Source organism: Xanthomonas arboricola pv. guizotiae (assembly GCF_002940205.1).
Classification (GTDB): domain Bacteria; phylum Pseudomonadota; class Gammaproteobacteria; order Xanthomonadales; family Xanthomonadaceae; genus Xanthomonas; species Xanthomonas arboricola_C.
In genome coordinates, this window is the sequence record NZ_MDSK01000028.1 from 1 (window position 1) to 17,216 (window position 17,216).

At 66.2% G+C, this 17,216-nt stretch carries 20 protein-coding genes; 6 read left to right on the forward strand and 14 right to left on the reverse strand.

Features of this window, described 5'->3' with window-relative positions; genetic code table 11:
* Window positions 1-210: 210 nt before the first annotated feature.
* From XarbCFBP7408_RS15955 to arfB, 3 genes are read right to left on the reverse strand one after another with little or no spacing between them, the layout of a single operon-like run.
* A complete protein-coding gene (locus XarbCFBP7408_RS15955; RefSeq protein WP_104563788.1) occupies window positions 211-495 on the reverse strand; it encodes a DUF6881 domain-containing protein in 285 nt (94 codons plus the stop codon).
* A 49-nt stretch (window positions 496-544) separates the two neighbouring features.
* Window positions 545-1,174, reverse strand: coding sequence for a lysophosphatidylcholine acyltransferase (locus XarbCFBP7408_RS15960; protein ID WP_104563789.1), 630 nt, complete (start codon window positions 1,172-1,174; stop codon window positions 545-547).
* A gap of 2 nt (window positions 1,175-1,176) precedes the next feature.
* Window positions 1,177-1,608 (reverse strand): alternative ribosome rescue aminoacyl-tRNA hydrolase ArfB, encoded by a 432-nt coding sequence (arfB, locus tag XarbCFBP7408_RS15965; protein ID WP_006449817.1) that lies wholly within the window; start codon window positions 1,606-1,608, stop codon window positions 1,177-1,179.
* Window positions 1,609-1,663: 55 nt separating this feature from the next.
* Here arfB and XarbCFBP7408_RS15970 point away from each other — a divergent pair, with 55 nt between their 5' ends.
* Window positions 1,664-2,248 (forward strand): DUF2059 domain-containing protein, encoded by a 585-nt coding sequence (locus XarbCFBP7408_RS15970; protein WP_181106689.1) that lies wholly within the window; start codon window positions 1,664-1,666, stop codon window positions 2,246-2,248.
* Window positions 2,249-2,494: 246 nt separating this feature from the next.
* On the opposite strand, the gene XarbCFBP7408_RS15980 is transcribed toward XarbCFBP7408_RS15970, so the two are convergent.
* The 4 genes from XarbCFBP7408_RS15980 to XarbCFBP7408_RS15995 form a co-directional block, all read right to left on the reverse strand.
* Window positions 2,495-3,265 (reverse strand): pseudouridine synthase, encoded by a 771-nt coding sequence (locus XarbCFBP7408_RS15980; RefSeq protein ID WP_181106688.1) that lies wholly within the window; start codon window positions 3,263-3,265, stop codon window positions 2,495-2,497.
* A gap of 111 nt (window positions 3,266-3,376) precedes the next feature.
* The gene (locus XarbCFBP7408_RS15985; RefSeq protein WP_104563792.1) at window positions 3,377-3,964 is read right to left on the reverse strand and encodes an O-methyltransferase; all 588 of its coding nucleotides are present in this window, start codon (window positions 3,962-3,964) and stop codon (window positions 3,377-3,379) included.
* Between the two features lie 98 nt (window positions 3,965-4,062).
* Window positions 4,063-5,736, reverse strand: a complete 1,674-nt coding sequence (gene ubiB / locus XarbCFBP7408_RS15990) for a ubiquinone biosynthesis regulatory protein kinase UbiB (RefSeq protein ID WP_104563793.1) — start codon at window positions 5,734-5,736, stop codon at window positions 4,063-4,065.
* The gene (locus XarbCFBP7408_RS15995) at window positions 5,733-6,377 is read right to left on the reverse strand and encodes a ubiquinone biosynthesis accessory factor UbiJ (RefSeq protein ID WP_104563794.1); all 645 of its coding nucleotides are present in this window, start codon (window positions 6,375-6,377) and stop codon (window positions 5,733-5,735) included. The genes ubiB and XarbCFBP7408_RS15995 overlap by 4 nt, the downstream gene beginning before the upstream one ends.
* 193 nt (window positions 6,378-6,570) lie before the next feature.
* On the opposite strand from XarbCFBP7408_RS15995, the gene ddlA reads away from it, so the two are divergent.
* Together ddlA and XarbCFBP7408_RS16005 are read left to right on the forward strand one after the other, a co-directional pair.
* Window positions 6,571-7,677 (forward strand): D-alanine--D-alanine ligase, encoded by a 1,107-nt coding sequence (ddlA, locus tag XarbCFBP7408_RS16000; protein ID WP_104563795.1) that lies wholly within the window; start codon window positions 6,571-6,573, stop codon window positions 7,675-7,677.
* Window positions 7,674-8,156, forward strand: a complete 483-nt coding sequence (locus tag XarbCFBP7408_RS16005; RefSeq protein ID WP_104563796.1) for a GNAT family N-acetyltransferase — start codon at window positions 7,674-7,676, stop codon at window positions 8,154-8,156. The genes ddlA and XarbCFBP7408_RS16005 overlap by 4 nt, the downstream gene beginning before the upstream one ends.
* Window positions 8,157-8,273: 117 nt before the next feature.
* On the opposite strand, the gene XarbCFBP7408_RS16010 is transcribed toward XarbCFBP7408_RS16005, so the two are convergent.
* The 3 genes from XarbCFBP7408_RS16010 to oleC form a co-directional block, all read right to left on the reverse strand.
* Window positions 8,274-8,432: a DUF1328 domain-containing protein gene (locus tag XarbCFBP7408_RS16010; RefSeq protein WP_003468167.1), complete on the reverse strand. Its 159-nt coding sequence runs from the start codon at window positions 8,430-8,432 to the stop codon at window positions 8,274-8,276.
* A 64-nt stretch (window positions 8,433-8,496) separates the two neighbouring features.
* A complete protein-coding gene (oleD, locus tag XarbCFBP7408_RS16015; protein WP_026064697.1) occupies window positions 8,497-9,507 on the reverse strand; it encodes a 2-alkyl-3-oxoalkanoate reductase in 1,011 nt (336 codons plus the stop codon).
* Between the two features lie 90 nt (window positions 9,508-9,597).
* On the reverse strand, window positions 9,598-11,256 hold the full coding sequence (gene oleC / locus XarbCFBP7408_RS16020; RefSeq protein ID WP_104563797.1) for an olefin beta-lactone synthetase: 1,659 nt from the start codon (window positions 11,254-11,256) through the stop codon (window positions 9,598-9,600).
* A gap of 311 nt (window positions 11,257-11,567) precedes the next feature.
* On the opposite strand from oleC, the gene XarbCFBP7408_RS16025 reads away from it, so the two are divergent.
* The gene (locus XarbCFBP7408_RS16025; protein WP_104563798.1) at window positions 11,568-11,951 is read left to right on the forward strand and encodes a YkgJ family cysteine cluster protein; all 384 of its coding nucleotides are present in this window, start codon (window positions 11,568-11,570) and stop codon (window positions 11,949-11,951) included.
* Between the two features lie 146 nt (window positions 11,952-12,097).
* Here XarbCFBP7408_RS16025 and XarbCFBP7408_RS16030 read toward each other — a convergent pair whose 3' ends face one another.
* The 4 genes from XarbCFBP7408_RS16030 to XarbCFBP7408_RS16045 all read right to left on the reverse strand — a co-directional run bounded on the left by XarbCFBP7408_RS16030 (window position 12,098) and on the right by XarbCFBP7408_RS16045 (window position 15,854).
* Window positions 12,098-13,000: an alpha/beta fold hydrolase gene (locus tag XarbCFBP7408_RS16030; RefSeq protein ID WP_104563799.1), complete on the reverse strand. Its 903-nt coding sequence runs from the start codon at window positions 12,998-13,000 to the stop codon at window positions 12,098-12,100.
* Between the two features lie 129 nt (window positions 13,001-13,129).
* Window positions 13,130-14,299: a Fic family protein gene (locus XarbCFBP7408_RS16035; protein WP_181106686.1), complete on the reverse strand. Its 1,170-nt coding sequence runs from the start codon at window positions 14,297-14,299 to the stop codon at window positions 13,130-13,132.
* A 115-nt stretch (window positions 14,300-14,414) separates the two neighbouring features.
* The gene (locus XarbCFBP7408_RS16040) at window positions 14,415-15,431 is read right to left on the reverse strand and encodes a 3-oxoacyl-ACP synthase III (protein ID WP_016903994.1); all 1,017 of its coding nucleotides are present in this window, start codon (window positions 15,429-15,431) and stop codon (window positions 14,415-14,417) included.
* 102 nt (window positions 15,432-15,533) lie between these two features.
* Complete coding sequence (locus XarbCFBP7408_RS16045) at window positions 15,534-15,854, reverse strand: DUF4156 domain-containing protein (protein ID WP_104538928.1); 321 nt, start codon at window positions 15,852-15,854, stop codon at window positions 15,534-15,536.
* A gap of 397 nt (window positions 15,855-16,251) precedes the next feature.
* Between XarbCFBP7408_RS16045 and XarbCFBP7408_RS16050 the strand changes: the two genes are divergently transcribed.
* Window positions 16,252-16,713, forward strand: a complete 462-nt coding sequence (locus XarbCFBP7408_RS16050) for a hypothetical protein (protein WP_104563801.1) — start codon at window positions 16,252-16,254, stop codon at window positions 16,711-16,713.
* A gap of 25 nt (window positions 16,714-16,738) precedes the next feature.
* Window positions 16,739-17,215, forward strand: coding sequence for a tRNA (cytidine(34)-2'-O)-methyltransferase (locus XarbCFBP7408_RS16055; protein ID WP_104563802.1), 477 nt, complete (start codon window positions 16,739-16,741; stop codon window positions 17,213-17,215).
* The last annotated feature ends 1 nt before the right edge of the window (window position 17,216 follow it).

Below are 17,216 nucleotides of genomic sequence, written 5' to 3' on the forward strand. Positions count from 1 at the left end.
CCAAAGCGCACTAGGGATCTCGTTGCGACGTGTCATGCCGGCAATGTTGTCGCCGACTCAACAGAATTCAAGGGTTTTGTTAGCCGCTCTTAGTTCGACGCCGGCCAATGCGCCATATCGAATGCATGCATGGCTCAAAATGATGCCTCCCACGATTGGCCAAATACCAGAGTTAGCAGACTCGCGACACGGCGTTGTCTTGAGTAAGTGTTAGGCCTTCACCGGTGCATGAGCCGCCCACAGGCTCTCAAATATCTGAGCGCTGATGCAAACTCCATTGAACTCGGATGATTGGTTGACCTCCGCAAGTGGAGGTATTGCAGTGCTGCTTAGTTCGGTCCCAGGGGAGTTGATGTGCCGGGTCGCAAAACCGACCTTGCCATCTAGGAAGAACTCAAGTTTGCGGATCTCGCAGCGGTGGTGATCAAGCTCCAACACCAACCGTGTCGGCTCATCGATATTTTGATGCTTCCACTCAACGTCAATGTATTTCACGTGACCTGACACCTGTTGGCAAGGCGCATGGGCGCCACTAGACGCTCACCTACAGCGTATCGCGATGCTTGCCGCGCCACGGCCGGTACCAGGTGCGGATGGCGGCGATATCGGCGGCCATGTCGGTGCCGGTCCAGAACGGCTCGCCAATGCCCACGGTCTTGCTGGGGTAGTCGAAATACACCGGCAGGATCGGCACCTTGGAATCGGAGGCAATCTTCCAGAAGCCGGCCTTCCAGTGCTCCACCCGCTTGCGGGTGCCCTCGGGGGTGATCACGTACCACATCTGTTCGGAATTGCGGATCAGCCGCACCGCCTGGCCGATGGTGCCCTGCGGCGAGCTGCGGTCCAGCGGGATGCCGCCGAGCTTGCGCAGCAGCGGGCCCAGCGGCCACCAGAACAGCTGCGCCTTGCCCAGCACGCGCACGTCGAAGCCCAGCGCGAACTTGGCCGCAAAGCCCAGGAAGCCGTCCCAGTTGGACGAATGCGGGGCGACGATCATCACCAGCTTGGGTTCGTCGGGCAGCCGGCCGAGCAGGCGCCAGCCGGTCAGACGCAGCGCCGTGCGCCCCAGCCAGCGGCCGAAGCGGCCATGGGCGCGTGGCATTCTGGGTGGAGAGGGCTGCAGCAGGATGTTGGCCTGTGTTACCGGTGGCAACGACGGGTCGGTGTGACTCACGCTTACTCCCAGTGGGACGCAGAGCGTCCACGCTTGATATGGCTGCGCTCACGCTTGGCATCCAGCCGCCGCAGCTTGGCACCATGACTCGGTTTGGTGGCGACCCGGCGCTTGGGCACCGACAGGCAGGCACTGATGATCTCGACCAGCCGCTCGCGTGCATCCTCGCGGTTGCGGTCCTGGGTGCGGAAGCGCTGCGCGTCGATCACCAGCACGCCATCGGCGGTCATGCGCCGGTCGCGCCGCGACAGCAGCCGCGCGCGCAGGGGCTCGGGCAGCGACGGCGACCCGGCCACGTCGAAACGCAGCTCCACCGCGGTGGAGACCTTGTTGACGTTCTGCCCGCCCGCGCCGCTGGCGCGCACGAAGCGCTCGACGATCTCGCTGGGCGGGATCGTCAGGCTGGGGGTGATCTGGATCGGGTCGCTGGCCATCGGGCCGATTGTATCGGCACCGGCGTGGACGCGCGCGCGAACGCCGGCTTCCCGTATGCTGCGGCCGGTTCCCCCGACTGTGCAGGATGCTCCGATGACACCGCCCCGTTCCGTTGCCGCCGCCCGCGCCTTGGCGCGCCGCCTGATCGTGCTGGCCGCGCTGGCGCTGGCCACGCCCGCCGCGTTTGCGCAGGCGCCCAGCGATGCCGACATCAACCGCCTGCTGGCTGCCTCACGTGCGCAGACCATGCTGGACACGATGCTGCCGCAGATCGAAGCGATGCAGCAGCAGCAATTCGCCCAGCTCACCGCCCAGCGCCAGCTCAATGCCGACCAGCAGGCCCAGCTGCAGCGCATTCAGGAGCGCACCCGCCAGACAGTGCGCAAGGCGTTGTCGTGGTCGGAGCTGCGCCCGATGTATGTGGACATCTACAAGCGCTCGTTCTCGCGCGAGGACGTGCTGGCCATGGCCGAGTTCTACGAGAGCTCGGCCGGCCAGAGCCTGCTGGACAAGACCCCGGCGCTGACCCAGAACCTGATGGGCGCGATCCAGCAGAAGATGCTGCCACTGTTTGCCGACCTGCAGAAGGATCTGGAAAAGATCGTCAATGAGCCGGCGGCGGCACCGCAGAAGCCCTGAAGGGCGGGGAATGGGGAATGGGGAATCGGAACAGCGTGCCTGCTGCGGCGGTTGCTGCTTGCGACGGTGGCGTTGGTGGCGTTGGTGGCGTTGGTGGCGTTGACGATGATTGCGCCAACCCGCTTGTCCCACTCGGTGAGGAGGCGCTTGGCCCCTCTCCTGCGGGAGAGGGGTTGGGGTGAGGGTACGCTTGCGCGGATCTTCAGCAGATCCAGTGGGCTGGTTGACCGTTAGCCGCATACCGCATCAAGCCGTCTGCACCGCTCCCAGCGCGGCCACCTGCCACCCGAACAATGCGCAGGCCTTGGAAAATTCAACGTCCAGCGGTGCGGTGACGCTGATGCGCCTGCCGTCGGCCGGGTGCGGAAACTCCAGGCGCTCGGCGTGCAGCAGCATGCGGTGGATGCCGAGCATGCGGAAGCTGCGGTTGTGCCGGCCATCGCCGTGGCTGGTGTCGCCGATCATGTGGTGCGACAGGTGTTTCATGTGCCGGCGGATCTGCCGGAACCGCCCGGTCTGCGGCTGGCAGCGCAGCAGCGCATAGCGCGAGGTGGCAAAGCCGGTGGACGGGATCTCCAGCTCGCCGGTGGCCAGGCGCTGGAAGTGCGTCACCGCCGGCTTCTTGACCGGCTTGCCGGGGCCGCCGTCCAGATCGTGGTCGACGATGAAGCACTCCTCGGCCGGCCAGCCGCGGCACACGGTCAGATAGTCCTTCTCCAGCTCGCCGGCCATCAAGGCCTTGCCCAGCGCGCTGGCGGCCTCGCGGTCGAACGCCAGCAGCAGGCAGCCGCTGGTCGCGCGGTCGAGCCGGTGCACCAGGAAGATCGACCGGCCCAGCTGTTCGCGCAGGCGGTCGGCCAGGAAGTCGTCCTCCCCGCGCGCCAGCTTGCTGTCGTGGACCATCAGGCCGGCGGGTTTGTCGACGACGGCCAGGGCCTCGTCCTGGAAGAGAATCTGCAAGTGCTTGGGGGATGTACTCACCGGCGGATTATCCGCGTCGTCGACACCGCATGCCACTGCGCCGCCGCGCCGTTACGCCATCGACTGCACCCGGGCGTTGGCAGCGCATGTGGCGCATGCCAGTGACGCGCCTTGGGGCGTAAGGGCGTGGCGCGTAGCGGCGCGCACTCAGGCCGCGCCGCACACCGCCAGCAATTCGCCCTTGCCCACCGGCACCACGCTGCAGGTGACTGCCGGATCGTCAGCCAGCAGCGCGGTGAATGGCGCCAGTTCGTCGGCATGCGAGAGTGCGTTGTCGACCACCAGCAGGCCGCCGCCGCGCAGCACGCGGCGCAGTGCCGGCCACCAGCGCACGTACTCGCCACGCGCCGAATCCAGGAAGACCAGATCGATGCTGGCGCTGGCGGCCTGGGTCAGCCACGTGCCGCCGTCGCCGTGCACCACCTCCACCGACGCGGCCAGGCCGCTGCGTGCAAGCGTGGCCTGCGCCAGGCCCACCTTGTCGGCCGCAAGCTCCACCGTGGTGACGTGCCCACCGATTGCGGCGGCCGCTTCGGCCAGCCACAGCGTCGAATAACCGTTGGAGGTGCCGATTTCCAGCACGCGCCGCGCAGCGGTGGCGCGTACCAGCACGGCCAGCAATTGCCCGGTGTCGGGCGTGATATTGAGCATGCGCCGGCCACGCTCCGGCTGGTGCGCATCGTTGTCGCTACCGAACCGCGCCAGTTCATCCTTCAACGCCTGCAGATCGATCATCACTACCTCGCCGGGGACGGCTTCGTCATCGTGCCGCTGCAGGCGCTGCCGCTACCCAGCCGGATGCGGCAGGCCACCTGTCGCAGTGCTTGAGTGCTTCAGCGCCGCAGCCAGGCGACCAGCAGGGCCACCGAGCCGGCCGCGCCGCTGACCCAGCTCCACACCGGCACCGTGCCCAGGTACCAACCATCCGGGTGCAGGCCATACAGCACGGCAGCCACCACCAGCAGGCCGCTGCCGGTGATGGCAGTGACCACGCGCGTCTGCAGCTTGCGCAGGCTCAGGTCCAGCGCGCGCAGCTCGGCCGAGCGGATGTCGAGCTGGTGGCGGCCTTCCACCTGCTGCTTCAACCAGCTGTGCACCAGGCGCGGCATGTCCGGCGCATGGGTCATGATTTCCGGCAGGCGCTTGCGCAACTCGCCGAGCACGCGGCGTGGGCTGTAACGCTCGCGCAGGATGCGTTCCAGCACCGGCCGCGCCACCGCCCAGATATCCAGCCTGGGGTCGAGCTGGCGGCCGACTCCTTCGATGTTGAGCAAGGTCTTCTGCAACAGGATCAGCTGCGGCTGCAGGGTCAGTTCGTAGCGCTGGGCGACGCGGAACAGCTTGATCAGCACTTCGGCCAGCGAAATCTCCGACAACGGCCGGGTGAAGTACGGCTCGCACACCGAGCGCGCGGCCGCTTCCAGTTCGTCGATGCGCACGTTGTCGGGCATCCAGCCCGCCTCCACGTGCAGCTCGGCCATGCGGCGGTAATCCTTGTGGAAGATCGCCATGAAGTTCTCGGCGAGGTAGTACTGATCCTCCTGCGAGAGCTGGCCCATGATGCCGAAATCCAGCGCGATGAAACGCGGATTGAGCCGGCGCTCCGGGTCACTGTCGACCCAGATGTTGCCGGCGTGCGCATCGGCATGGAAGAAGTTGTCGCGGAACACCTGCGTGTAGAACACCCGCACGCCCTTGGCCGCCAGCGCCGTGCGGTCGATACCGGCCGCATCGAGCCTGGCGATGTCGTCGGACGGAATGCCGTACACGCGCTCCAGCGTGAGTGCACGCTCGGCGGTGTGCGACCAGATCACCTCGGGCACGTACAGATCGTCCGAGCCTTCCCAGAACCGGCGCAGCACGCTGGCGTTGGCGCCTTCGCGCTGCAGGTCGAGTTCGGCCGACAGGGTGCCTTCGATCTCGGCCACCACTTCGCGCGGCCGGATCTTGTCCGCGCGCGGGTGGGTGCGTTCGACCAGCGTGGCCAGCGACTGCAGCAACGCGATATCGGCATCGATCTGGCGCTCGATGTCCGGGCGCAGCACCTTGACCACCACCTCGCGGCGCACGCCGTTGGCATCCGGCGGCAAGGTGGCCGCGTGCACCTGCGCGATCGAGGCCGAGGCCAGCGGCACGGTGTCGAATGCGGCAAACGCCACGCTCACCGGCAGGCCCAGCGCGCGCTCGACGATCAGCCGCGCCGCTTCGCCGTCGAAGGGTTTGACGCGGTCCTGCAGCAGGGTCAGTTCATCGGCCACGTCGGCCGGAATCAGGTCGCGCCGGGTCGACAGGATCTGCCCGAACTTGACGAAGATCGGCCCCAGTTCCTGCAACGCCAGCCGCAGCCGCGCACCGCGCGATTGCGCGGCGATTTCGGCACTGGCGCGCGGCACGAACGGCTTGGCCAGGCGCAGCCAGCGCTCGGCCGGCGTGTCCTGCAACAGGTCGTCCAGGCGGTAGCGCAGGATCACCCGGCCGATGCGGCTGGCCCGCAGCAGCGCCTTCATGCCGCAGCTCCGGCCGCGCGCAGGCGCGCCACGCGTGCGGCCAGCCGTTCGACGTCGTCGCGCAGTTCGTCGACATCGTCGTGAAAGGCGTCCAGTTCGGCGCGCGGCACCACGTCGCGCGATTCCTCGGTCACGAATTCGGCCGCGCTATGCGCCAGATCCACCGCGCTGCGCCGCGCCTGCTGCAGCGCTGCACGCACCGCATTGGCGATCTGCACGCCGAGGATCTCGCCGAACACCGCCACGAACGGCAGCTGCCAATCCGGATCGAAGCGGCCGGCCAGTTGCTGCAGCTGGCGCGCCAGCTCGGCATCGCCGGAGACCTTGAGCCGCCCGGCCGGTGCGCCGCTGCGGCGCGCGTTGGCCAGGAACGGCAGCTGGCCGAGCAAGCCGGCCAGGCTGCTGCGCACAGCCAGGTCCGGCTCCTGCGCCTGGTCCACCGGGCCCACCAGCAAGCGGCGCTCGTGCACGCGGATCTGCACGGCCAGCGCAGGCGCCTCCAGGGTCAGTGCGATGCGTTGGCCTTCCAGTGGCAGCAGGGCATCACGGGTATCGGGGTCCAGTGCCAGCGCGCGGTTGAGCGCGGCTTGCAGGGCCTGGCCGGCGAGCGGCTTGAGTGAGTTGAACAGGGATCCGGGCATGGGCGCATTCTACCGTCCCCGCATGTCGCCACTGCTTGACGGTGGTGTGGCGAGTGCAAGCCGGAGGCCGGGGTGGCGACCATGACAGGGCGCCTTGCGGCCAGGCCGCGTGCGTCGATCATCCAGGACTTCCTTCGGCACGCCTGCCGCGGGCATGCTGGCGACCTCATCACGCAGGTGGCAGGAGCAGGCAATGCGCAAGATCCGGGTCGGTCTCATCTTCGGCGGCAAATCGGCCGAACACGAGGTCTCGCTGCAATCGGCGCGCAACATTCTCGATGCGCTGGATCCGCAGCGCTTCGAGCCGGTGCTGATCGGCATCGACAAGCAGGGCCAGTGGCACGTCAACGACCCCGACCGCTTCCTGCTCAATGCCGACGACCCGGCCCGCATCGCCCTGCATCGCAGCGGTCGCGGCGTGGCCCTGCTGCCGGGCGCGCAGCAACAGCAGCTGCGCCCGACCCAGCCGGAGCAGGCGCTGGCACAGATCGATGTGGTGTTTCCGATCGTGCATGGCACGCTCGGCGAAGACGGCTCGCTGCAAGGGCTGCTGCGCATGGCCAATCTGCCCTTCGTCGGCTCCGGCGTGCTCGGCTCGGCGCTGGCGATGGACAAGGACCTGGCCAAGCGCGTGCTGCGCGATGCCGGGCTTGAGGTGGCGCCGTTCGCCTGCTTCAACCGCCACAGCGCCGCACGTGCCGACGTGGATGCATTGATCGCGCAATTGGGTTTGCCGTTGTTCGTCAAACCGGCCAACCAGGGTTCGTCGGTCGGTGTCAGCCAGGTGCGCAGTGCCGACACATTTGCCGACGCGCTCGCATTGGCGCTGGCGTACGACCACAAGGTACTGGTGGAAGCGGCGATCGCCGGGCGCGAGATCGAATGCGCCGTGCTGGGCAATGCCACCCCGCAGGCCAGCGTGTGCGGCGAAGTGGTGGTGCACGACGCGTTTTACTCCTACGAGACCAAGTACATCAGCGAACACGGCGCCGACATCGTGATCCCGGCCGACATCGATGCGCAGACGCAGCAGCGCATCCAGCAGATTGCAGTGCAGGCCTACCAGGCGCTGGACTGCGCCGGCATGGCGCGTGTGGACGTGTTCCTGTGCGCCGATGGCCGCATCGTGATCAATGAAGTCAACACATTGCCGGGCTTCACCCGGATCAGCATGTATCCCAAGCTCTGGCAGGCAAGCGGGCTGGACTACCGCAGCTTGATCACGCAGCTGATCGAACTGGCACTGCAACGGCATGCTGACGATCAGCTGCTGCGCAGCTCCGTCGAGCCAGGCGCATGAGCCAGGCCCGTGTGCGCGCCGTGCAACCTCACGACCACGGCGCACTGCTTGCGCTCAACAATGCGCATGCCACCGAGCTGTCGCTGCTGGATGCCGAAGGGCTGGCTGCATTGCTGCAACTGGCGTGGCACGCACGCCTCGTCGCGCCGGCGGATGGCCTGTTGATCGCGCTGGATCAAGGCGCGGCCTATGCCAATCCGAACTTTGCATGGATGGCGCAGCGCTTCGCGCGCTTTGCCTACATCGACCGCATCGTGATCGCGACGCATGCGCAGCGGCGCGGGCTTGCCAGGCAACTGTATGGCGAACTCATCCACGCCGCGCGCGCGGCGGCGCAACCGCGCCTGGTCTGCGAGGTCAACCTGCTCCCGCCCAATCCGGCGTCGCTGGCGCTGCATCTGCAGCTGGGTTTCCTGCCCGTCGGCGATGCGTTGCTGGGCAACGGCAAGCATGTGCAATATTTCGAAAAACTGCTTTGAAACAGATGCGATTCAACGATGGAGCGTCTATAACGCACATGGCCCGCCTCCTTGCGGAAGCGGGCCATGTGAGCGTCGACCGGCAGCGCCGCTGCCGTGACGTATCGCAGCTAGGCGTTATACCTTGCCGCGACGGAACATCGAGATCACAGCCAGGATCAGGAACACCACGAACAGGATCCAGGCGATGTTGGTCGCCGCACCGGCGATACCGCTGAAGCCCAGCACGGCGGCAATGATGGCGATGACGAAGAAGATGATGGCGTAATGCAGCATGGCAAGGATTCCAGAAGTTGTCGTGCCGAATCGGCGCAGACGTATCCTGAAGATGCGGCGGTCTTTATCGAGTGATGGCGATGTCGTTGGAAGATGAGGATCGCAGCCGTTGCAGCCCCTCTTCGATGCTGACCTGCGGCACATAGCCGAAGTCGCGACGTGCCGGCTCCATGCTGTACCAGTGCGGCGTGCACAGCTGTTCCACCAGAAAACGCGTCAACGGCACTTCGCCAGGCAGACGCAACAGTGGCCACATGGTCTCGCAGATTGCACCGATTCTGTACGCGGTCTTGAACGACAACGAACGCGTCACCGCGGGAGCATCCACCGCGGCCAGCAGGCGATTGAGCAACTCGCGCATCGGCAAGGGCTCGCCGTTGGAGATGAAGTACGCCTTGCCCGCACACGCAGCACCTGCAGCCAGATGTGCGAACGCATCGAAATGCGCCTGCGCGGCGTTGTCGATGTAGGTGCTGTCCACCAGGTTGCTGCCATCGCCGACCATGCGCAAGCGGCCGGCGCGCGCACGCGCGGCCAGGCGCGGCAACAGATGATTGTCGCCCGGGCCCCAGATCAGGCGCGGACGCAAGGCCACCGTCGCCAGTTGCGCATCGTTGGCCGCCAGCACCGCGCGCTCGGCGATCGCCTTGGTCGCCGCGTACGCCGCGCGCAGATCTTCGCCATAGGGCACTTCGTCGGCACCCAGGCCTTCCACCGGATTGGTGGCGCGATGGGTCACGCTGGGCGTGGAGGTATAGATCAGGCGCGGCACACCATTGGCCCGACACGCGTCGAGCACGTTCTGCGTGCCCACCACATTGGCCTGGTGATAGCTGTCGTAGCTGCCCCACGCACCGGCCTTGGCGGCATTGTGGAAGACCGCATCGATGCCGGCGAAGGCATGCCGCACCGCCTGCGGATCGGCCAGGTCGCCACGGATCTGGCCCACGCCCAAACTCTGCAGCACCGGGTAATCGCCGCGCTGGAAACTCACCACCTCATGCCCACGCGCGATCAAGCCGCGGCACAACGCCTGGCCAAGAAAGCCACCACCACCGGTTACCAGGATGCGCACGCATCACCTCCATCGCAAGGACGCACACGATAACGGGCGCGGCCGGAATTGGCGATGCGGCCAGCTGCGTGCGCGATACGCATCGACAGCTCAGCCACGTTGCTGGGCCGCCCAGATCGCCAGCGTTTCGCGGCCGATCTTGGCGTTGTGGCGAATGTCCACCGGAAACCCGGAATGGCGCAGGAAACGCGTGATTCCAGCCGTGTGCGGGTGCGCAGCGCCCAGCGCGCGCAATGCGGTTTCCACTTGCGCAAATACCGATGCCGCCACGCCAGGCTGCACTTCCACGCACAGCACCGGCTGCTGCTGTCCGGGTGCGCCGACACCGACCAAGGCGGTGCGCCGCACCTGCGGATGCACGTTGAAGACCGGCTCCACCTGCTCGGTGTAGAGCGGGCCGCTGGCAGTTTCCACGCGGTGGGTCTTGCGCCCGCAGAACCACAAGCGTCCTTCGGCATCGAAGTAACCTACATCGCCCATGCGATGCACGATGCGTTCGCTGCCGTCCGCGTTGCGCTCGCGGATCTTGGCAATCCGCGTGGCCGCGTCGCGGTTGAAGTAGGTGTCGGTGGTGGTGGGGCCGGCGACGGTGATCTCGCCGACCTTGCCCACCGCCAGCACGCGCGCGCCGCTCCACTCGGGAATGGCGGCATCGTCGATGGCGATGATGCGCACCTCGTTCGGCGCGACGACCTGGCCGACGCAGGTGCCGGCACCGACCTCGGTGGCCGCACGGGTGGCGTCCAGCATACGCCCTTCAATCGCTGCCACCGGCAGGCATTCGGTGGCGCCATACGGCGTCCAGAATTGCGCATCTTCCGGCAGCAGCGCGCGGATCTTGGCCACCACGTCCGGCGGTACCGGCGCACCGGCCGAGGTGGCCAGGCGCACGTTTGGCAAGGGCTGGCCGTGGTCGGCCAAGACGCGCATCAATGCCGGCGAGCCGAACAACTGCGTGACTCCGAAGCGGTCGATCGCATCGTGCAGCTTGCGCGGATCGGCAGTGGCCGGGCGGGTCGGATCCATGTCCGGAATCACCGAGGTCAGCCCCAATGCCGGATCGAACAGGGCAAACGGCGGAAACGTCGGCAGATCCACGCCACCGGGCTGCATGCCGAAGGCATTGCGCAGCAATTCGATCTGGCCGACGAAATGCCGGTGGCGGTACACCACGCCCTTGGGCACGCCGGTCGAGCCGCTGGTGAACAGGATCGCCGCCACATCGTCCGGCCCGGTGTTGGCCAGCTGACTGCCGGCGCCGGCGCCATCGCGCTCCACGCGCGCCAATGTCACCCCGCCCCAGCCGTAACGGCCACCGACGCTGACGATCTGCTTCGCAGAGCGCGCCCACCGCAGCAGACGACGCGCCAGCTGCGCAAGCGGAATGCCGATAAACGCCTGCGGCTGCGCTTCGTCCAGGCATTGCTTGAGCGCACGCTTGTCGATGCCCGGATCCACCAGCACCGGCACCGCACCGGCCTTGAACAGGGCAAACATCAGCAGGAAGAATTCCGGCGAGGGCCGCACCATCACCACCGCGCGCGCGCCGCGTCCGATGCCGTGCAGGGCCAGGCCGGCCGCGATCGCATCGCTGCGCGCGTCCAGCTCGGCATAGCTCAAGGTGACATCGTAGGCGGCAAATCCGTTGGCGGCGCGGCGGCCCGGGCAACGGATGGCGATCTGCTCGGGGCGCTCGCGCGCCAGTTTCGGCAGGGTGGCGGCGATATTGCAGAGAGTCGTGGTAGTCATTGCCGCATTATCACCCATGCACCGACGGTGCCGGCCGCTTGATCGCGCGCGAGTCGCCTGCGCTGGTACCTGCTGCCATCGCGGCTATCGCTGACGCGGTGATTGCGCGTCAGCGAGCCGCAACGATGCGGCACAGTGCTCGCGCGACACGCACTGCCCGCGCGGGGCGCAGCGCCTTGCACACACGCGCTGCGTCGAGCGACGCAGATGAACCGCTAACCGGCGCACGGCCGTGCCACTTGTATCGCACCGCGATTCGGTCAGAATGCCGCGCTCACCACGTTGTTTCGCCGCGCAAGGCCCGGCATTCCATGGCACATCCCTGCCTTACCTGCGGCGCCTGCTGCGCCTATTTCCGCGTCAGTTTCCACTGGAGCGAAGCCGATCGCGCATTGGGCGGCAGGGTGCCGATCGAGCTGACCGATGCGCTGCGCACGCACGAGCGCGTCATGCGCGGCACCTCGCAATCGCAGCCGCGCTGCATCGCGCTGGACGCGGACATCGGTCGCTACAGCCGCTGCAGCATCCATGATCGCCGGCCCTCCTCCTGCGCTGCCGTGCCGGCCTCGCTGGAATTCGGCCAGCGCAGCGCGCAATGCGACAAATCGCGGCTGGCGCATGGCCTGCACACGCTGACCGAGGCCGACTGGCTGGGCGTGGACGAAGCCCAGCGCAATCCACTGCCGCCGCTGTAACGGCCATCGCTGCGAGCGAGTGCGCTCTCCGCTCGCAACGGCCAGCAGCGCGCCGGCATGGCCGCCCTCATCCCGTTCGTGCATCCGCTGTCTGCGCTGCGCAGGCACTCGTCTGGCGAGCGCCTGCGCAGCGATGTCGGCAGCGTTTACAGTGGATTGCGCTCCAGAAACGCCCGGATCGCCGGCACCAGCACTTCATGCTTGTCTTCCAGCACATAGTGATTGGCATCGTCGAACGCGGTGACCTCGGCATTCGGCAGTGCCTTGCGGAAGCCGGCCAGGAAATGCTTGTCGAAGCAGATATCGCGCAGGCCCCAGGCGATGAACGCCGGGCGATCGGCGAACGACGGCAATGCCTGCGCCGAGCGCTCCAGCAGCGACCAGGCCCGGTCGGCCGGCGACAGCGGAATATCCTGCATGAAGCGAATGGTAGAGATGCGGTTGCGCCAATTGTCGTAGGGCGCCACATAGGCGCGACGCACCTCCGCCGGCATCCGCCGCGACACCCCAAACCACGACGCGCCGGAGGAAAACGCATTGAACGTGCGGATGAACCACTCGCCCGGTCCCCAATGCCGACCCATTGCGATCTGCCACGGCATCGGTTTTTCCGGCGGCAACGGGAATGCGGCGGTGTTGGTGATCACCAGCCGCTTGACCTGCGCATGATGCGACAACGCCCAGCCGAACCCGATCATGCCGCCCCAGTCGTGCACCGCCAGCGTGACCGGGCCGGTGATGCCCAGATGCCGCAACAGCGTGTCCAGATCGTCCACGCGCGACTGCAACGTGTAGCCGTAACGCGGCTGCGCGTCGGGCGCATCGTCCGGCTTGTCGGACAGCCCCATGCCGATATGGTCCGGCACGATGCAGCGGTAACGATCCGACAGGCCACTGACCAGGTGCCGCCACAGATAGCTCCACGACGGATTGCCGTGCAGCATCACGACCACCTCGCCATCGCGCGGACCTTCGTCCAGATACGACATCGCAATGCCGGGACGCACCTCAAGGCGCTGGGGAATGAAAGGATAGCCGGGGAAGTTCATGGATCTCTCTATTTGCTAAAGCTCGGACTGAGTGTGTCTGGCAAGTCGCCAGCTACATCGCCACGACAGTATCGAAAATATGCTGGGTGTCTCTGCATCGTCGGCAGCGGCCGTGCGCAAACGAATCGCTCACAGCGGCTGCGCTCCTTCGCTGAGGATGTCGAGATAGGCGTGGTAGGCAAAAATACGATGCCGCTGCTGGCCGGTGAGTTCGTTGACGATTTCCAGCTCCTGCAGGGTGCGTACCGCAGCACGGATGGTGGGCGCACTCAACGACAGGGTGGGCGCCACTTGCGGCACCGCCAACACCACGCGCCGCGCGAACTGCTCAAACACCAGGCCGACGTTGCCTGCTCGCTGGCCCAAAGCAGCAATGCAGGCCCGATCACGTGCCAACAGTGCCAGCAGGCGCTGCGCGGTGTCGACGGCTTGTTGCGCGGTCTCTGCCACACCATCCAGAAAGAAACCCAGCCATCCTTCCCAGTCACCGTTGAGTCGCACCGCATTGAGGCGATCGTAGTAATCGGCGCGACGGCGCTTGAAATACAGGCTCAGATACAGGCTGGGCTCCCGCAGCACGCCTTCGCTGCACAGGATCAAGGTAATCAACAGCCGTCCCAGGCGCCCATTGCCATCGCTGAAGGGATGGATGGTTTCGAACTGCACATGGGCAAGCGCCGCCTTCACCAACGGCGGCATCTGCCCCTGCGGCGCATGCAGAAACTGTTCGAGTGCCGACAGCACGTCGGGCAATGCATCTGGCGGTGGCGGAACAAAGTGTGCAAGTGCAGGCGAGGCCCCGCCTACCCACACCTGACTGCGGCGGAATTCACCTGGCTGCTTGCCGGCACCACGCCCGCCCTGCAGCAATAGCGCATGCATCTCGCGGATCAAACGCAGCGACAGCGGGAAATCATCCTTGCGCAGGCGCCGCAAACCATGGTTGAGGGCCGCGACATAGTTGAACACTTCTTCGACATCGTCGACAGGCACGCCCGGTGCCGCATCCATCTCGAACAGCAACAGGTCCGAGAGCGATGACTGGGTTCCTTCGATCTGGGACGACAGCAAGGCTTCCTTGCGGATGTACTGATAGAGAAACAGTTCCGGGTCCGGCAGCATCAGCGTGATGCCGTCCAGTCGCCCTAGTGCCTGGTCAGCGCGCTCTTTGCGCGCCACCAGTTCAGCCTGTGCGAAATCCAGTGCCGGCACTGGCGGCAGCGGATCAGGGACGAACGCCTGGTAACGGCTCCCTGCGAGAGCGCCAGCAACATAATGTCCGGTGATGCGCTGAGCCATCGTCTTTCCTTACAGACCGCAGCTGTTCCTGCAAGGAAACTTAGATACCACTTTTTTACCTAAGCAGCGATCTTGCCCGGCGCGCAAGAGCATCGGCCGGGCACTCTCACACGCATCACCAGACCACTTCCGCCATCGAGCAGTTCAGGCCAGAACCAATCCCCATCAACGCGATGCGGTCGCCCTTCTTCAAGCGGCCGAGCTCCTTGAGCTTGCTCAGCACGATCGGTACTGAAGCCGGGCCGATGTTGCCGTGTTCGCCGAAAATGGTCATGACCTTGGCCGGGTCGATGCCGAACGACTTCACGAACGAAGCGGTATGCGGGCGGCTGACCTGGTGGATGACGAACTGGTCCAGCTCGTCCACTGCCCAGCCCATCGCCTGCTTGGCGGCCAGGAAGGTCTTCTGCGCCAGCTTGATGCCTTCGATCAGCAGCAGGCGGGTGTCGGTGACCATGCGGTCCAGGTTGCCGCGGCACAGCTTGTTCCACTCGGTGGCCGAGCGGGTCACGCCACCCTTGTAGCGCGGGGCGTCGGGCACCAGCTCGGTGCGCGCCATCACCATCGCTGCGGCACCGCAGCCCAGGGTCAGCGCAGCGAGTTCATTGCGGAACTCTTCTTCGGTGACGTCGGGCGAGGTCATGCGTTCGAGGGTCTTCTCGTACACCAGGTTGGCGGTCTCGCCATCGACGACCAGCGCATAGTCGATCTCGCCGCGCTCGAGCATGCGGGCGGCGATGTCCATGCCGTTGATGAAGGCAAGGCAGGCGTTGGCGACGTCGAAGGTGACGCAGTGGTCGCCGACCCCGAGGTTGCCGGACACGATGGAGGCGGTGGACGGCTCCAGGTAGTCGCGGCTCACCGAGGTGTTGACCAGCAGGCCGATCTTCTCGATGCCGATGCCGGCGTCGAGCAGCGCCTTGCGCGCCGCCTGGGTGGCGGCGTCCGAGGCCTGGACATCCTGGTCCCACAAGCGCCGTGCATGGATGCCGGCAACGTCGCCCAACACGTCGGTTCTGATCCCGAGGCGGTCGTAGGTGGGTTGCAGGCGCTCGTTGATTTCCTTGGAAGTCAGCGTGTGCGGCGCATCAATATGCGCCAGTCCCGCGATGGAGACATTCTGGAAGAGCATCGAAGTAGCGCCATGGCGTCAGGCGAGGGGGGCGCTAGTCTAGCCGCTGGCTGGTTTTACCGCATCTTTACAATTGCAGCGGCCGCGCCCCAGCCCAACGGTTCAGCGCGGCGGGCAGCGGAAGGCGTTGAAACGCTGGCTGCCATCGGCCGGCTGGCCCTGCGCCTGGACCGCATTGGCATTGGCGCCCGGCGCCTCGTTGCGTGCCAGCGTTTCCAGCTCTTCCTGCACCCGCAACGGGTTGCGGTTGTAGAAGCCGACCTTGCTCTTGACCGACACCACCACCTCGCCCTGCTGCTGACAGCCAGCTGGCACAGGGCCTGCGGGCAGCACCTGCACGCCCTTGCCGCTTTGCTCGATCGGCACCCAGGTGCAGGCCGTGGCGGTGGTGGCAACCAGAACAGACAGCATCAGCACGCGCATAAGTCTTAGACCCTGAGGACGAAGCCGGATTGTGCCGCAGTTGCCGGCCAGCGATCGGCGTGCGCTGCATGGCCGCACGCCGCGCATTCAGCGCCCTGAATATCGCGCAGACCGTCGGGTCTCTCCACGTGCAGCGGTGTCCGGCGCCCGCAGCCGCGTCCGGGTGTCCGGACACGGACACCGCCATGGAACTTTAATCCCTTTGGAAAACAACGGCCTGCATATGGCACGCCGCTTGCTCTAAGGCATGGGCAAGCATGCCGGCACGCGGCCTCGCTCTACAAAAATGACTACCAGCTGAATAAATAAAAACATGCCACGAAAGTTATTGCACTTACCGAAACGGTGTACTACATTACTACCACACCACTGATAGCCCACACCAAGAGACCTCGCCATGACGACCCAGACCCTGCGCATCGCCCTCTCCGCCGCCCTGATCGCCGGCACCGCCCTGGCTGGTTTCGCCCAGGCCGCCAGCCTGACCACGCTGGACACCGTGCAGGTCCGCCCATCTGCCGACCAGATCGCCCAGCAGGCGCTGGAGCGCAGCAGCGACATCCGCACCCTGGCCACCGTGCAGGTGCGTCCGTCTGCCGAGCAGCTGGCCGCCCTCGCCGTCGAGCAGGCCGGCCCGCGCATCCCCACCCTCGCTGCGGTGCAGGTGCGTCCGTCCGCCGACCAGCGCGCCGACCTGGTGACCCGCAACGCCGCTGCCAGCGCGCAGAGCAGCTCCGGCCAGGCTGCTGCTGCCATCGGCGCGCTGATGGGCCAGGTCATCGTCAACCTGCCGGTGCCGCAGCTGCAGCCCTCGCCGGTCGAACTGGAAGCGTTGGTCAACGCCGCCATCAGCCTTTGAGCACGCGCGCCGCTACACTGCGCGCATGTCAGCCCCCGTCCTCGATGTCATCCTGTTTCAGCCGGAAATTCCGCCCAATACGGGCAATGTGATTCGCCTGTGCGCCAACACCGGCGCGCGCCTGCACCTGATCGAGCCGCTCGGCTTCGACCTCAGCGACAAGCAGCTCAAACGCGCCGGCCTGGACTATCACGAATACGCAAGCCTGCAGGTGCATGCCGACCTGCCCACCGCCCTGGCCGCGATCGCGCCCAAGCGCGTGTTTGCACTGAGTACGCGCAGCACCGTGCGTTACGACACACCGCAATTTGCCGATGGCGATGCCTTTCTGTTTGGTCCGGAAACACGCGGCTTGCCCGCCGACGTGCTGGAGTCGATTCCGCCACAGCACCGGCTGCGCCTGCCGATGCGCCCGGACAACCGCAGCCTCAATCTGTCCAATACCGTTGCGGTGATGGTGTTCGAAGCCTGGCGCCAGTGGGGCTTCAGCGGCGGCCGTTAGC

Coding starts and splice junctions, on each gene's coding strand:
- XarbCFBP7408_RS16040 (WP_016903994.1), bottom strand. CDS start 15,431: ATGCTCTTCCAGAATGTCTCCATCGCGGGACTGGCGCATATTGATGCG.
- XarbCFBP7408_RS15995 (WP_104563794.1), bottom strand. CDS start 6,377: ATGCCCGGATCCCTGTTCAACTCACTCAAGCCGCTCGCCGGCCAGGCC.
- XarbCFBP7408_RS16030 (WP_104563799.1), bottom strand. CDS start 13,000: ATGAACTTCCCCGGCTATCCTTTCATTCCCCAGCGCCTTGAGGTGCGT.
- XarbCFBP7408_RS16045 (WP_104538928.1), bottom strand. CDS start 15,854: ATGCGCGTGCTGATGCTGTCTGTTCTGGTTGCCACCACCGCCACGGCC.
- XarbCFBP7408_RS15985 (WP_104563792.1), bottom strand. CDS start 3,964: ATGATCGATCTGCAGGCGTTGAAGGATGAACTGGCGCGGTTCGGTAGC.
- XarbCFBP7408_RS16025 (WP_104563798.1), top strand. CDS start 11,568: ATGGCACATCCCTGCCTTACCTGCGGCGCCTGCTGCGCCTATTTCCGC.
- XarbCFBP7408_RS16035 (WP_181106686.1), bottom strand. CDS start 14,299: ATGGCTCAGCGCATCACCGGACATTATGTTGCTGGCGCTCTCGCAGGG.
- arfB (WP_006449817.1), bottom strand. CDS start 1,608: ATGGCCAGCGACCCGATCCAGATCACCCCCAGCCTGACGATCCCGCCC.
- ddlA (WP_104563795.1), top strand. CDS start 6,571: ATGCGCAAGATCCGGGTCGGTCTCATCTTCGGCGGCAAATCGGCCGAA.
- XarbCFBP7408_RS16050 (WP_104563801.1), top strand. CDS start 16,252: ATGACGACCCAGACCCTGCGCATCGCCCTCTCCGCCGCCCTGATCGCC.
- XarbCFBP7408_RS16005 (WP_104563796.1), top strand. CDS start 7,674: ATGAGCCAGGCCCGTGTGCGCGCCGTGCAACCTCACGACCACGGCGCA.
- XarbCFBP7408_RS15970 (WP_181106689.1), top strand. CDS start 1,664: ATGCTGCGGCCGGTTCCCCCGACTGTGCAGGATGCTCCGATGACACCG.
- ubiB (WP_104563793.1), bottom strand. CDS start 5,736: ATGAAGGCGCTGCTGCGGGCCAGCCGCATCGGCCGGGTGATCCTGCGC.
- XarbCFBP7408_RS16010 (WP_003468167.1), bottom strand. CDS start 8,432: ATGCTGCATTACGCCATCATCTTCTTCGTCATCGCCATCATTGCCGCC.
- oleC (WP_104563797.1), bottom strand. CDS start 11,256: ATGACTACCACGACTCTCTGCAATATCGCCGCCACCCTGCCGAAACTG.
- XarbCFBP7408_RS16055 (WP_104563802.1), top strand. CDS start 16,739: ATGTCAGCCCCCGTCCTCGATGTCATCCTGTTTCAGCCGGAAATTCCG.